At 43.5% G+C, this 14,863-nt stretch carries 15 protein-coding genes; 8 read left to right on the top strand and 7 right to left on the bottom strand.

The genetic code is table 11. The features are described from left to right. Positions 1–51: 51 nt before the first annotated feature. From trhA to EKM76_RS06930, 4 genes are all read left to right on the top strand, one after another. Positions 52–687, top strand: a complete 636-nt coding sequence (gene trhA / locus EKM76_RS06945; RefSeq protein ID WP_125549967.1) for a PAQR family membrane homeostasis protein TrhA — start codon at positions 52–54, stop codon at positions 685–687. A 148-nt stretch (positions 688–835) separates the two neighbouring features. Beyond that, entirely contained in the window at positions 836–2,284 is a 1,449-nt protein-coding gene (locus EKM76_RS06940) for a glucosaminidase domain-containing protein (RefSeq protein WP_125549966.1), read from the top strand. A gap of 388 nt (positions 2,285–2,672) precedes the next feature. After that, the gene (locus EKM76_RS06935) at positions 2,673–3,287 is read left to right on the top strand and encodes a histidine phosphatase family protein (RefSeq protein ID WP_125549965.1); all 615 of its coding nucleotides are present in this window, start codon (positions 2,673–2,675) and stop codon (positions 3,285–3,287) included. Between the two features lie 41 nt (positions 3,288–3,328). Next, positions 3,329–3,676: a hypothetical protein gene (locus tag EKM76_RS06930; RefSeq protein ID WP_125549964.1), complete on the top strand. Its 348-nt coding sequence runs from the start codon at positions 3,329–3,331 to the stop codon at positions 3,674–3,676. A gap of 24 nt (positions 3,677–3,700) precedes the next feature. On the opposite strand, the gene EKM76_RS06925 is transcribed toward EKM76_RS06930, so the two are convergent. Next, complete coding sequence (locus tag EKM76_RS06925) at positions 3,701–5,116, bottom strand: o-succinylbenzoate--CoA ligase (protein WP_125549963.1); 1,416 nt, start codon at positions 5,114–5,116, stop codon at positions 3,701–3,703. A gap of 3 nt (positions 5,117–5,119) precedes the next feature. After that, entirely contained in the window at positions 5,120–5,941 is an 822-nt protein-coding gene (gene menB / locus EKM76_RS06920) for a 1,4-dihydroxy-2-naphthoyl-CoA synthase (protein WP_125549962.1), read from the bottom strand. A gap of 31 nt (positions 5,942–5,972) precedes the next feature. Here menB and EKM76_RS06915 point away from each other — a divergent pair, with 31 nt between their 5' ends. After that, positions 5,973–6,350 carry a PaaI family thioesterase gene (locus tag EKM76_RS06915; protein WP_125549961.1) on the top strand — a complete coding sequence of 126 codons (378 nt, stop codon included), beginning with the start codon at positions 5,973–5,975 and terminating at the stop codon, positions 6,348–6,350. Positions 6,351–6,388: 38 nt separating this feature from the next. On the opposite strand, the gene EKM76_RS06910 is transcribed toward EKM76_RS06915, so the two are convergent. Together EKM76_RS06910 and EKM76_RS06905 are read right to left on the bottom strand one after the other, a co-directional pair. Beyond that, complete coding sequence (locus EKM76_RS06910) at positions 6,389–7,381, bottom strand: 3-hydroxyacyl-CoA dehydrogenase (RefSeq protein ID WP_125549960.1); 993 nt, start codon at positions 7,379–7,381, stop codon at positions 6,389–6,391. 1,632 nt (positions 7,382–9,013) lie between these two features. Further along, a complete protein-coding gene (locus EKM76_RS06905) occupies positions 9,014–9,481 on the bottom strand; it encodes a Fur family transcriptional regulator (RefSeq protein WP_125549959.1) in 468 nt (155 codons plus the stop codon). A gap of 352 nt (positions 9,482–9,833) precedes the next feature. Here EKM76_RS06905 and EKM76_RS06900 point away from each other — a divergent pair, with 352 nt between their 5' ends. The 3 genes from EKM76_RS06900 (at position 9,834) to EKM76_RS06890 (ending at position 12,757) form a co-directional block, all read left to right on the top strand. Further along, positions 9,834–10,523, top strand: coding sequence for a VIT1/CCC1 transporter family protein (locus EKM76_RS06900; RefSeq protein WP_125549958.1), 690 nt, complete (start codon positions 9,834–9,836; stop codon positions 10,521–10,523). Positions 10,524–10,548: 25 nt separating this feature from the next. Then, positions 10,549–11,253 carry a VIT1/CCC1 transporter family protein gene (locus EKM76_RS06895; RefSeq protein WP_125549957.1) on the top strand — a complete coding sequence of 235 codons (705 nt, stop codon included), beginning with the start codon at positions 10,549–10,551 and terminating at the stop codon, positions 11,251–11,253. A 112-nt stretch (positions 11,254–11,365) separates the two neighbouring features. After that, entirely contained in the window at positions 11,366–12,757 is a 1,392-nt protein-coding gene (locus tag EKM76_RS06890) for an MFS transporter (RefSeq protein WP_125549956.1), read from the top strand. A 9-nt stretch (positions 12,758–12,766) separates the two neighbouring features. Here EKM76_RS06890 and serS read toward each other — a convergent pair whose 3' ends face one another. From serS to EKM76_RS06875, 3 genes are all read right to left on the bottom strand, one after another. Continuing rightward, a complete protein-coding gene (gene serS / locus EKM76_RS06885; protein ID WP_125549955.1) occupies positions 12,767–14,038 on the bottom strand; it encodes a serine--tRNA ligase in 1,272 nt (423 codons plus the stop codon). 372 nt (positions 14,039–14,410) lie between these two features. Continuing rightward, positions 14,411–14,680 (bottom strand): hypothetical protein, encoded by a 270-nt coding sequence (locus EKM76_RS06880; RefSeq protein WP_125549954.1) that lies wholly within the window; start codon positions 14,678–14,680, stop codon positions 14,411–14,413. Positions 14,681–14,746: 66 nt separating this feature from the next. After that, on the bottom strand, positions 14,747–14,863 hold a 117-nt coding region (locus EKM76_RS06875; protein ID WP_164507615.1), incomplete at its 5' end, for an IS3 family transposase.

Here is a 14,863-nt window from a genome sequence, read left to right as displayed (position 1 = left end):
TCAAAAAATGGTAATTCCTGGTAACGGAAATTATTAGCGGAGGCTATTTTTATGACAACAAATGTGAAGCATCAAGTAGTGGTAATTGAAATTTGGAACGCGATCACTCATGGCGTTGGTTTTATCGCCAGCGTCGCTATGTTTGTCCTGTTAGTGCGGCGAGGGCTAAATGCGCCACGACCAGCATTACTGGCATTGACGATCTATGGTCTAACGCTGATGTTACTTTACTTAGCTTCGACGCTTTATCATTGTCTATCGCTGACCCGCGCCCGCCGTGTTTTTCAAATTTTTGATCACTGCAATATTTTTCTATTGATCGCCGGCACTTACACACCGTATTGTTTGTTAGCGATCAAAGGTAGCTTCGGGCTATGGATGTGCTTGGCGATTTGGGGCTTGGCACTAGCTGGCATTGCGCTACACATCTTCAGCGGCGCGCGCCATCAAAAGTTGGAAACCACGATCTATGTGGTGATGGGCTGGCTATGTCTAATGGCAATGGGCCCACTGTATACACATTTAGGGACAGCCGGCTTCAGCTTATTAGTTGCCGGTGGCGTAACTTTTACCTTAGGTGCCCTGATCTACAGCTTCCCCAAGACGCCATACCTACATTTGATCTGGCATTTCTTCGTCATGCTGGGCACCACATTAATGTTTTGCTCGATCTACTGGTTTATATAATCAAAATATAAGCCAGCCAAGCCAGTTTACTTGATATTTCAACCATAATATATTTAGATATAGGTGTAATTAATAAAAAAAGACAGATTAGTTTGCGTATATTAAGATTAAGCACCTAAATTTTTAATATTTTATGGAGGTATCTGAAATGACACAGAAAAATGTAAAGTTCGCGCAGCGCGCAGCTACCGTGGCATTGTCCAGCGTACTTTTAAGCACGCCAATTTTGACAGCGGTACCATCGCTAGTACACGCCGTTGCAACTGTGACCAGCACAGAGCAGACAACTAAGAATGCTGCACAGTTAGCGGCACAGCAAGATGTCTTAGCTGGCAATGACAGTGGTACCAGTCTTGATCCGAACGGTGACACGACCTATCAGGCTGATTACGCCGCAGAATTTACGCACGGTCAGCAGGAGTTAAAGCAAGGACAAGTCGCCGCTGATCAAGATGTGACTGATCAGCAGCCACAGAATACCAGTAAGCCAGCTACCGCTACTATTTATTACAATCAGGGCTATGACAAGGAGTACGCCGCTGCTTTAACTGCATTCAAGGCCGGTATTACCGCAGGCCACACCGCCGGATACGCGCAAAAAGCTGTACAAATCGACGAACAGCTAGGGGCGATTTACCGTGCTGGCTATAAAGTGGGCTATGCGCAAGGCCAGGCACAGCAGCAGGCGGAAGCTAATGCGGCTGCTAGTCAAGCCGCTAATAGTCAGGCGCCAGCAACTAGTCAAGCGGCTAAACCAGTAACTAGTCAAGCCGCACAACCAGCAGCTAGCACTGGCAGTCAGACTACTAGTCAGGCTAGTGTGGCCACTAATAATACAGCAGAGGCTTCATCGACTGCGACCAGCATTGCAACGCCAGCGCCAAACAATAATAATGGCTTTAGCAATGATCTGACTACGGCTGATGATAGTTGGCTTTATCCAACCGGGACGCCAGTTGCCTCTCATTCTGAGTTTATTAAGCTATTCGCCAAGGATGCACAAAAAATTGCTCAGGCTAAAGGTTTATATGCCTCAGTCATGATCGCGCAAGCCGCATTAGAAAGTAATTGGGGCACAAGTACATTGTCACTAGCACCAAATTATAACTTATTTGGTGTGAAAGGCAGTTATCAAGGGCATAGTGCGTTGATGGCAACTCAGGAAGATAATGGGTTTGGCCAACTCTATACGATCAACTCAAATTTTAAACGTTATGGTGATTACAAAGACTCGTTAGTTGACTATGCTACCTTATTACGTGGTGGACCTGGATTGGCGGCAAATTATTATGCGGGAACTTGGAAACAAAACGCTAAAACCTACCAGGCAGCAACTAAGGTATTGACTGGACGTTACGCGACAGATACTAAATATAACTTAAAGCTTAATCAGATTATTGCGACCTATCATTTGACGACTTATGATCAAGCGCCGACTGCTAGTCAAACGCCTAAGCAAGTTAATTTTACGGCGACGTTAAAGCAGCGGCCGCAGCTGAAACAGATTTTGCGGGGCTATTTTTTGACTAACGTACAGCCAACGCAATTAAATGTAAAATCACAGCTACTGCGGACCCCCATTATTTGGCGTTTATAAACGGTAATAAAATAAACGCACTGACAAAATCAGCGCGTTCATTGAACCAGCAACCAAACAGTTTACGGGGGACGTAATCTGAGTTTTACTGGTATCACGTTAATCGTACCATTAATGTTGGCTAAAACAAGCTGAAAATAGATATTCAGATTCAATTAAGGATGCCTAGTTTAGGGATCCTTTTTGGTCGATATTAATATCGTTTGTTACTGAGTATTATTTTTGCAGACCTAGCGTCGTGTCTAGCGAACTGATCCTATTTGATAGGTAGATAATTATGCGATGCTATAATTAAAGCCTGCACGGCGAATCTTTTTTAGCGTATACTAAAAGCAGGTTGTTCCATATGAAACATTAATACATTAATTGTGAAGTAGGAGGCTTTTGAATGACTGAATTTTACATCGTACGTCATGGACAGACACAGGCAAACACGCAAGATATTAAGCAAGGTACGATCAACACACCGGCGACATACCTTAACGATACCGGTAAAGCTCAGGCACAAGTGCTACATGATCATGTTGATTTAAAATTTGCTGATCGGATGATTGCTAGTCCGCTGGAGCGCACTAAGCAGACAGCGGCGATTTTGAATGTTGATTACGACCTGCCATTGAGCTATGATCCACGCTTATCGGAAATTTCTTATGGGCAGTGGGATGGTCAAACTAATGCGGCTCTGCGTAAAACGTATCCTGAATTATTTAATCCAACGACTGGTGAGGTTTATCCTGACTACGCGATTCCAGCGAAGGGTGAAGAATTTACCGCAGTTGAAGCACGTGTACGTGAATTTACTGAAGAAATGACGCAGCGTTATCCACAAGAAAAAATTGTGGTCGTCACACACGGGTTTACAGTCCGTAGTTTTGCGGTCAACGCGGTACAACCGAAGAATCCAATGAGTTTACCAGAGCCTGAAAATACAAGTATCACCAAGATTATTTGTGCGCCAGGAACGCTGCAACAATATTTGATTTATTATAATCGGCGTTACTAGCCTTAGTTTGTGCTATAGTCAAACTAAAGGGATGAGCAAATATGGCAGTAGATAAAGTAGCGGACATAGAAAAAATCAAAGCACGCTTAGAAAAACTAGCGGCAGATATGCGTAAGTTAGGTGGCAAAACCGGCAGCTTAAGTCAAAATTGGACCCAAGCTCAGGCGATTCGTGAGGTCAATGCGATCGTAAGTGCAACGCAGGCAGTGACGGCCAATAGCCAGCCACTGACAACGGCTGAGCGTAAAGGCCTAGAGTACATTGAAACCGAGTTTATTAATCTCGATGATGCACTAGTTAATTTATCAGATAATAATATTAAGTTAAAACAAGCGATGCTGAAAAAACAAGCACTGACAGCTGTGCAACAACGATTAACACTAAAATAAGCGTTAGGCAATTTTGCCTAGCGCTTATTTTATTAATTCACCAACTGCTGGTGTTAATGCGCGTCGTTTTAATTTGCCATTACCGGTACGTGGAAAATCCGTTACCAGATAAAAAGCGCGCGGAACTTTGTAATGCGCTAAATGTTCGCGGCCGTATGCGCGTAGTTCGGCGGCACTAACTGGAGCGTTGAGTTGGATATAGGCAAGTGGTACGCTACCCCAAGTCGTGTCCGCCCGGCCCGCAACAATGATTTGTTTGATCGCGGGATGTTGTTGATAGACGGTTTCGATTTCACCGGGAAAAATATTTTCCCCACCGGAATTGATCATATCACCGCTACGCCCTTGGACGAATAGGAAGCCTTCGTCGTCGAGATAGCCGATGTCATCAGTATCAAACCAGCCGTCATGTAACTGTTGGCTAAAAGCAGTCGGTTGGTTTAAATAACCGGCTGCCAAAGTTGGCGTTTTAACCAAAATGTGCTGATCAGCCGCAATTTTAACTTGGACTGGGAATAACGGCTGGCCAACTGAACCTAGTTTACGTGCAGCGTTAGCGAAATCTAAAGCTACAATTTGCGAGGCAGTTTCGGTCATTCCATAAGATTGGATCACTGGGATTTGGCGTTGCTGGCACTCGGTCAGCGTGGCGCGATCAATGGGACCGCCACCCAGTAACATACAACGAAAGGCTGCTTGATAATGTTGATCAGCTGGCAGATCCCGCAGTAACTTTTGTAGCATATAGGGAACTACGGAAATTGTGGTGATTGGCTGCGTGCACAACAAATGATTGATCACTTTAGCGTCAAAGTGATCAACTAAAACCACCGTCATTCCATAAATCAGTCCTCGCAGCATGATCGATAAGCCGCTAATGTGGAATAGCGGCACGCAACATAACCAAGCATCAGCTGCAGCTAGACCTAGATTTAGCGCTGAACCAATTGCAGAATAGAAATGATTGTCGTAAGTTTGCAACACCGCTTTTGCGTGACCCGAGGTGCCAGAAGTGAACATGATGCTAGCGGTGGCGGTCGGTACAAATTCAGCTGCCGGTGAGACTGTTACCACCGTTTGCTGAGCTAGCTGGCTAAAACTGATCACTTTGATTGGCAGCGGCCGCACTAATTTATCGGCAGCTAAACATAGCGTAACTGCGGCATCGCGTAATTGCTGGCCTAATTCATCGACACTTAAACGTGAATTTAGTAAAACCGGGGCCACACCGAGCTGCTGTAATGCTAAAATAGTTAGATAGCCTGGTAGCGAATTATCGGTCAAAACCGCGATGCGACCATTAGCTTGCAAACTAGCGATACGGCCGGCTTGTTGCAGAACTTGCTGCTGTAGCTGGGCGAAAGTCAAACTATAGCTGCCGGCGCGTACTGCGCAGCGTTGTGGTGACAAACGAGCACGTTTAGTTAACCAATTCTCCATGATTTAGGGAAACTTCGGGAATTGATCGAAATCAGGTTGACGTTTTTCGTTAAACGCATCCCGACCTTCCTTGCCTTCGTCGGTGGTATAAAAGAGCATGGTTGCATCACCAGCCAACTGTTGCAAGCCAGCTAAGCCATCAGTGTCGGCGTTCATTGCGGCTTTGATGAAACGCAGGGCAGTTGGGGATTTAGTCAGAATTTCGTTACACCAATCTAGCGTGACCGACTCAACTTCGGCTAATGGGGCGACCTTGTTGATCCAATTCATTTGGAAAGCTTCTTCAGCGCTATAAAAATGATTGAGGAACCAAACTTCTTTAGCACGTTTGTGGCCAATGACCCGCGCCAAATAACCGGAACCGTAGCCGGCGTCAAAACTACCAACTTTTGGACCTGTCTGGCCGAACTGAGCGTTATCTGCGGCAATCGTTAGATCACAGATCAATTGCAAAATATTGCCACCACCGACGGACCAACCTTTGACCATCGCAATAACGGGCTTCGGGATGATCCGAATTAAATGTTGCAGATCCAGGACGTTAAGCCGTGCGATCTTATCGGGGCCAACATAGCCGCCATTGCCACGAATACTTTGATCGCCGCCGGAAGAGAAAGCTTTGTCGCCGGCACCAGTCAGAATGATCACGCCGATACTGGCATCATCGCGACAGATCGTAAAGGCCTCGATCATTTCTTGAATCGTTACGGGCGTGAAGGCGTTTAGTTTTTCTGGTCGATTCATCGTAATTTTTGCGATTTTGTCGGCCCGTTCAAAAATAATTTCAGAGTAGTCTTTAACGCTTTGCCAAGTTACACTAGTCATAATCACAACTTCTTTCTATATGGAGGTCAATATGAATTTACTTGAATTGTTGGACATCAAAACGTTATCCGTTACTGCCGCTGAAGCAATCATTGAAGTACCGGTGACCGATAAGTTGAAGCAACCATTCGGAATCGTTCACGGTGGTATCAATACTATTTTAGCGGAAACTGCTGCCAGTTTAGGTGCTAATGCCGACTTAGATACGACGCAACAAGTGGCAGTAGGGGTCAACGTTGAAACGCACCACCTTTATACTGTAGCACAAGGACGACTGCGCGCCAACGCCAAACCACTTCATGCAGGCAAACGATTGCAAACATGGCAGGTAGAGGTCCACGAACAAGACAGTCAGCGGCTAACCAGCGTGAGTACCGTGACATTAATGATCACCGCACGGACCAAATAAAAAACGTGCGCCAATTTAATGGCACACGTGGGATTAAATTATTCTAAAAAACCTGGTTGCGCGTATACGGGATCAGGATAAGTATAGAAACCTTCGCCCGAACTGACGCCTAACTTACCTTTATCAATAAAATTAGTTTTGAGCAGACTCGCTAGTTCATTGTACTTCTGATTGCCAGTAGTTGCCGCGTAGTTTTGAATAATATTGTAGGCGGTGGTGATACCAACCACATCGAGAATGCCAAATGGTCCTTGCGGCGCACCAGTAGCTAGCATCCAAGTTTTATCGATAATTGCCGGATTACCAATGCCATCAAGATATAACATTTCGGCAGCATCGAGGAATGGGACTAAAATCGAATTCAGGATGTAACCGGGCTGTTCCTTTTGTACGGGAATTGCGATCATGCCGATATTTTTAGCAAATTCAACAATTGTGGTAAAAACTTGCGGATCAGTATCTTTGTGGCCCATGATTTCAGCGGTATTATTTTTCCAAATTTCGTTGGCAAAATGTAAGGCTAAAAAGCGGTCTGGCCGGCCAGTTTCAGCTGCAAATTGACTGGGTACCAGAGTGGATGAGTTAGTAGCGAAAATTGTTTTTTTAGGCGCTAATGGGGCTAATTCGCGGTAAAAAGACTGCTTAATGGTCACAATTTCGGGAATAGCTTCGATCACTAGATCTGCGTCACTGACTGCCTGCTTAAGATCAGAAGTGTAATTGATCCGTGCTAAGGTCGAAGTTACAGCATGTTCTGACTGGCTGATAGCAGCGGTAACCGTGTTATCTAAGCCGGGTAACAAATTAGTATTGTAATTCAAGTTAGCGGTTGACTGAGTAAACTGTAATTTGGCTTTATGAATCTCGGTTTGATAAGTAGTTTCCAACCCCGCCATTTTAACTTTAGCCTGACCTAAAACCGCATCATTAATGTCGTAAACGGTTACATTTAAGTGTTTAAAAGCAATTTGGAAAGCAATTTGTGCACCCAAAACACCACTGCCGGCAATTACTACATTTTTAATCTCCATTGATCTACACCCTTTCTACTTTTTTAAATCATGGTATACCAAACAAGGATATTCTATACTGTTATAAGCTTAATGGCAATATTTAAAGCTTATCTTACAGACGGTTCGTTCATAGACCAATTGTGATTAGTTTGACAAAGTAAGGACCGTTTTTTCTTAAATTGGTAGGTATCGCTAATTTGAGCTGTTGTTTAATACACATAATAAGCAGGTGGAGTAGAAATGACGAATAAAAGTTTTTAACATATTGTTGGTAATGAACAGTGGGGTCCGGCTGTTGCTAGTTTGATTTTTGACAACAAAAAAAGACTTCAAGTCTCCTCAGTCTTGAAGTCTAACGGATCGTGGAAAATGCCTGACCTAAACTACTTTGGTCGTACAGAGATTTTTGAATATCTAGACACCTTCATATTAAGTTTTACGCATACGGTGAACTTCTAGCCAACCTGTTAATTAATTTTCTACATCTGTATGGTCGTACCTATCTAGTGATAGGATTCAAGACCCTTAAACTAGGTTTTAGCGAAGCACCAGGAGCGTTGGAACTGTGGTCATGTCTGCTATGCGACATACACCTCCAGAAAGAATTGTTACTTGTTCGTTGATTCGACGTTTCACAACGTGGATCAGATAGAAACTAATCTGCTGTTTCTTTACACAGCTAATTGTTACCAACGACCGCCATTTCATGTCTTGGTGGTCTGCCGAAGACTTAAGTGTTACTTAACTTATTTGTTACCAACGACTGCTATTTCACGTCTTAGCAGTCTGCCGAAGACTTAAGTGTTACTTAACTTATTTGTTACCAACGACTGCTATTTCACGTCTTAGCAGTCTGCCGAAGACTTAAGTGTTACTTAACTTGTTCTTGTTACCAACGACTGCTATTTCGTGTCTTAACAGTCTGCCGAAGACTTAAGTGTTACTTAACTTGTTCTTGTTACCAACGACTGCTATTTCGTGTCTTAACAGTCTGCCGAAGACTTAAGCATTACTTAACTTGTTCTTGTTGCCAACGACTACTACTTCATGTCTTAGCAGTCTGCCGAAGACCGAGGAGTCTTTACTACTTGGTCAGGTCTTATCCCTTTCCACACTCATAATATAGCATCATCTGTAAACGATTGCAAGCGATAACCTAGTTATTTTTGTAAATTTTTTTAAGGGGATATAAAGCCCGATATAACAGATTTTTTTGATAATTAAAAAGCAATTTTCGAGCGCTGCTAGCGAATATATTCTGTACATAGAAATACGCACAATTTTAAACTATAACGTTCGGCAAAAAAAAGAGATTCTTTCTGAAGTTTGTCTGTATTAACTCGTAGGCAGAGTTAGATCACTATTTCATGAATTGGGTTAAATATTTAGTTAGCTCAATTAAGATTAACGCACAGTCGCTAGTGATTCGTAGTTTTAAAGTAGGTATATACGCATAAAAATACTTGAAAAACAGTTAAAAGACTGTTTTGCCGGCATTTCCGTATTCTGATTATCACTAAGTTTGCCACTCGTTCCGTCCACTGGCGGCGGAATGGAAGCTAACTTACTCTGCTTGCAGACAAGGTTCAGAAAGAACCAAAAAAAGAGGCTGCGACATAATTTTACTTATGTCGCAGCCTCTGTGTCATGCTATTTAATACTTGCCTTACTTACGCGTAATTTTTTTTGGCAGTCAGGACATAAACCGTAAACTTCCATATGATTACCAGAAATTAAGTAACCGGTGAGTTCGGCAGTTTTGGCTTCTAATGTACGCTCGATCTGATTAAAATTAGGATAAGTGACATCGGTAATACGACCGCAGTTGGTACAAATCGCGTGATAATGCGGTGTACCAAAATAGTCGTAGTGGGTGCTGCCGTCACCATTTTGTAATTCAACGACGATACCAAGATCGACAAAAGTATTTAGAGTGTTATAAATTGTTGCTGCACCAAGGTTTGGTAACTTTCTATTAAGTGCCACCCGGATCATTTCAACTGATGGATGGTTATGGTGGCTTGCAAGGTACGAGAGGATAATATGACGTTGCGGTGTGACCCGCAACCCATGATCCTTCAGAACCTGCAGCGTTTGATCCGTAACATCAGTAGCCACAAGCGGTCATCCTTCCTAAAAGTGATTGCGTTCAGTCATAAAAGTGTTGCTTTTTTGGGTCATTAATTTAATACCTATATTAAACCACTTTTTTAGAATGATTCCAAGCTAAAACCCTATCCGAACTGAAAAAAGTTTTCAATTAGCGCATTAAACACCTTTATTAGAAAAAGATAAAATTCACTTTACTTTTTTAAAAAATAAACTTATAATTTAATTGTTAACAAATAAGAATGATTCTAAATTAAATATAGCTAAGAAATGTTTTTGAATGTGGATGTTACGTTTGCCGAAATGGTGATGTACGTAAATAAAAATTAACCACTGTATGTGGAGCAGAGAAGGTAACACAATGGAACGGGCAAAAAAACAGCGTTCATTAGCCGAAAAAATTAATGTGATGCGCGCCAGTGTAATGGGTGCTAACGATGGTATCCTGTCAATTGCCGGCATCGTCATTGGGGTTGCTGGTGCTACTAGCAATAGTCATTCGATTTTTCTGGCCGGTATCGCAGGAATGTTGGCTGGCACCGTCTCGATGGCAATGGGTGAGTACGTTTCAGTGAATACACAGCGTGATTCAGAACGCCGTGCTATTGAGAAAGAGTCGGCGGCATTAGATGATCATTATCAGGATGAATTTGATTTTATTCAGCACAAATACATGCAAACTGGGATTCCAGCAGCGTTAGCCAAAAAAGCGACCCAGGAAATGTTGCAAAAAGATGGCTTATACACTGCAGTCCGCGAACGGTATGGATTCAATCCACGTGAGCAAACAAGCGCCTATGCAGCTGCATTTGCTTCAATGGTTGCTTTTCCAACGGGCTCAATTTTGCCACTGGTTTCGATCACGTTTTTCCCGCCAACAATTAAAATCATTGCGACAATTATTGCGGTGATGGTGGCGTTGACGATCACTGGCTACACAGCGGCGGTCTTGGGTAATGCTAATCGCGGCCGCGCAGTTCTACGTAATGTGATTGCGGGGCTATTGACGATGGTCATTACTTACGTCATTGGTAGCTTATTTGCACGGTGATATATCAAAATAGGAGGCCTTAAAAATGATGAAGGCTATTAAACCAGTAACAACATCTAAACGTAAAATGACCATGGCTGAACGGTCAAATACTTTGCGTGCCGGAGTGCTAGGCGCCAATGATGGTATTCTAACGGTAGTTGGTGTGCTATTCAGTGTCGCTGCGGCCACTACTAATGAATTCACTATTTTTATTGCTGGCTTGGCGGATCTATTAGCCTGTGCTTTTTCAATGGCTTCAGGTGAGTACGCCTCCGTTAGCTCACAAAAAGATACTGAAAAAGCCGTGGTTGCCAAGGAAGCGGCGTTACTGAAATCAGATTTTGCCAGTGAATTAGCTGCGGTCACGGCACATTACCAAGCGCGCGGTGTCACAGCCGAAACGGCCAATGAGATTGCCCAAGCATTGATGGAAAAGGACGCACTAGGCACAGTGATCCAAGTTAAATACGATCTAGAGCTTGGCCATTATATGAGCCCTTGGCAGGCGGCGTTTTCGTCGTTAGTTGCAGCAGCTTCCGGCGGTCTATTTCCGTTGGTCGCTATGACCATTGCACCAAGCGCGTGGGCGTGGCCGAGTACAATTGCTGCTGTGACGCTGTCTGTTGGTCTTACCGGCTTTCTCAGTGCTAAATTAGGCGATGGCTTGGTTAAAACGGCAGTTATTCGTAATATATTAGTTGGAATTATCACCATGTTTATCCATTACTACATTGGTCAATGGATGTAAAAACCACCTATTTACAGCAGAACAGTAGCAATATTTAGAAATACAACGAGCGGCTACGTCCACGCGGAGCCGTTTTTTTATTTGGTAAAGTAATTATTTGGAGGCTTTTCTCGTGCAAACAAAGCAACAACATTCCTGGTTTATCACGATTCTATTGGCTGGCACCTTCACTATGTCGATCAGCCAATCATCACTATCCACTGCGTATCCAACACTGATGCGCTATTTCAACTTGCCAGCGGCGACGATCCAATGGCTGACCACTGGCTTTATGCTAGTGATGTGTGTCATAATGCCGGTAAGCCCGTGGCTGTTAAAGAACATCCCCTTTAAGCGCTTATTCTTAGGCGTTTTGCTAATTTTTGATCTTGGTACGCTGACTATTTTATTGGCACCTAATTTTGCGCTGATGCTAACCGGCCGTGTATTAGAAGCCATCGCCGTCGGGATATTGTTTCCATCGTATCAGTCGGTAATGCTGACAATCACGCCAGAAGCTAAACGGGGCGGTACCATGGGGCTCGCCGGTTTGGTCATGGGTTCTGCCTTGGCAGTTGGCCCGATTATTTCTGGTATCGTCTTACGCTTTACTACATGGCAAGGGCTGTTCGTTGTCTTTTTAGTGGTGATCACAGCAGTTTTTATTGCCAGCTTATTCACGATCAAAAGTGTAATGACGCTTGCGCCATCCAGCATTGATTTTATTTCAATTATTTGTTCAATTGGGATCATTGGCGTGCTATACGTGGTCAATCAAATTGGTCAAGCAGGCGTCGACTGGGGCTTTAACTGGGCCTTGCTGGGGCTAAGTATTGTGGCGTTGTTTATTTTTATCCGTCGTCAATTCCAGTTAAGTCGACCATTGTTGGAATTACGTGTATTGAAAACTTTCAATTATGATTTAGCCGTATTATTGACCGCAATTTCATATATCGCGTTGATCGTGGTCACGATTATTTTCCCATTATATTATCAAAAAGTGCTCGGCGTTTCACCATTTGTTTCTGGCTTAGCGCTGGTGCCTGGGGCGGTTGTGTTGAGTATTCTTAATCCATTGACAGGTAAATTAGCCGATCGGTTCGGTTTCAGAAAAGTGATGCTGACGGGGATGCTCTTAATTTGTAGCGGGTGGTTGATTTTGACTATTTTTGCCGCACACATGAATTTAGGGTTGATGATGGTGCTAGCGGCATTGATCGAAGGCGGCAATGCCTTTGTTATGATGCCAGCAGTCACGCTAGGTGCTAATGCATTACCAGATCAGTTGATCACGCACGGCACAGCGGTTATCACTACAGTCCGGCAAATTCTTGGTTCAACCGGGGTCGCAGTGGCTACCTTGGTTTTAGCCAACGTTACGGCTGGTATGCAGCATCGTGGTTTCAACACCAGTCAAGCACAACTAGGCGGTTATCGAGCTGTGTTTTTCACATTCTTGGTCGTTGAATTATGCGGTTTAGGCTTAGCGTTAATGTTAAAAGATACGAAAAAAATCCGCGCTTAGGCGGATTTTTTATTTGATTATTTTTAAACCGTGCAAGTAAGGTTGCAATGCTTCGGGCACGCGGACGCTGCCATCAGCTTGTTGGTAATTTTCTAAAATTGCGGCGACTGTGCGACCAACGGCGAGGCCAGAGCCGTTGAGGGTATGCACATAGTCCACACTGCCGTCTGCTTTACGATAGCGGATCATGGCGCGGCGGGCTTGGAAATCAAGACAATTAGAGCAAGAACTGATTTCACGGTAAACCTTTTGCTGCGGCATCCAGACCTCAATATCGTAAGTTTTAGCGGCAGAAAAGCCAATATCACCAGTGGAAAGCGTGATCACATGGTAAGCTAAGCCTAATTTTTCTAAAACTTCAGCGGCATTTTTCGTGAGTTTTTCCAGCTCAGCGTAAGAATTTTCGGGCTTGCTATATTTAACCATTTCGACTTTATTAAACTGATGCATGCGGATCAAGCCGCGGGTATCCCGGCCAGCGCTACCAGCTTCTGAGCGGAAACAAGGCGTCAGTGCAGTGAAATAAATCGGCAGGTCAGCTTCGTCTAAAATTTCATCCGCGTAATAATTAGTCAAGGGTACTTCAGCCGTGGGGATCAGCGTCATACCAGTTGCCTCAACGGTGTAGACATCTTCCTTGAACTTGGGAAATTGGCCGGTGCCAAACATTGTTTTGCCTGTGACCAAGTAAGGCGGGATGATTTCCTGATAGCCTTGCTCACGCGTGTGAAGATCAAGCATGAAATTGTAAACTGCGCGTTCCAGTTGGGCGCCAGCATTTTTGTAGTAAACGAAGCGTGCGCCAGAAACTTTAGCAGCGCGGTCAAAGTCCAGCAAGTCTAATTTTTCGCCGACTTCCCAATGAGCTTTAGGTGTGAAATCAAATTCAGGGATCGTGCCCCACTTACGAACTTCAGTATCACTAGTTTCATCGGGACCGACGGGCAAATCAGCCGCCGGTAAGTTAGGCAGGCGAACGGCGATGTAATTTAGTTGTTCGGCATCTTTTTTTTGCTGCGTTTCAATGGTGTGAATGTCGTTATTTAGTTGCTTGACCTGTTTGATCAAACTTTGACCAGCGGCGGATCGCGGATCAGCAGCCTTAATTTCGGCGGTCAGCTGATTCTTTTCTTTTTTCAGATTTTCGGCCTTGGTGATGGCGTCACGATTCTGCTGGTCCAGCGCGATGTATTCATCGATTTCCGCTGGTTTAACGCCGCGTGTCGCCAGTCGTTCTTTGATAAGTTCAGGTTGTTTGCGGATCAATTTTGGATTTAACATATTAAGCACTCCCTCTTTATGAAATAAAAAAAGCCCATAATCCTCGTAAGAAGATTATGGGACGTTATTAACGTGGTACCACCCGTATTTATGCCGCTTAACGGCAATACTCTGAGTATATCGTCTCGCCGTGACCTGTTCACAAGTCAAGCTAAGCAATGGATTCACCGCGACAGTTGATTAGCTTGCACGACCGCTAATTCTCTGGGCAATTGCCGGTAGTTACTAGTTGCTATGATTGCGCTGTTATTACGCTTCAAATATAACACTGTTGGTGGAGATGTCAAAAGTAAATTTTGGGTGATGGGGGCCTTTAGAACCAAAAGTATTCGTTTTTAAGATATGCTCTAAATAGAAGATATTGTTATAATACTATTTAGAATTATTTTTATGCTGCTCAAAGTTTACTGTATTCTTTTTGTGCTCAATTTTTGGATGGTTGGGTTCCAATAAATCACTGAGAGAACTATTTATATCAGATTCGGCTTTTGCTGTATTTTCAAAAATGTTGTTTTCCATCGCGTAATTAATTATTTTTTTCATTGAAGCAACTGTGTTGGCATAATTAAATAAAATAAATTGTGTTCCATTTTTAGCTAATACTTGTTCTATTGTTTCTAAGTGGAGGAGTGTTTGCATCATTGCGTAAGCATTCTTTGTAACGAGGTTAATGAATTGCTCCTATGTCAATAAATGGCACATCTTTTTCTAAACACTCGTTCTAATTCTGTCGGAATTAAACCAACTGATGTAATTTGAGGTTCGGATTACCAAGTCCTCAAAATTGGAAAAAGTTGTTTGAAAGGCAAACTCTCTCTTCAACAA

It is taken from the genome of Loigolactobacillus zhaoyuanensis, from assembly GCF_003946385.1.
Taxonomy (GTDB): domain Bacteria; phylum Bacillota; class Bacilli; order Lactobacillales; family Lactobacillaceae; genus Loigolactobacillus; species Loigolactobacillus zhaoyuanensis.
The sequence above is the reverse complement of the archived record's forward strand: the minus strand, read 5'-3'. Positions and strand labels throughout refer to the sequence as shown.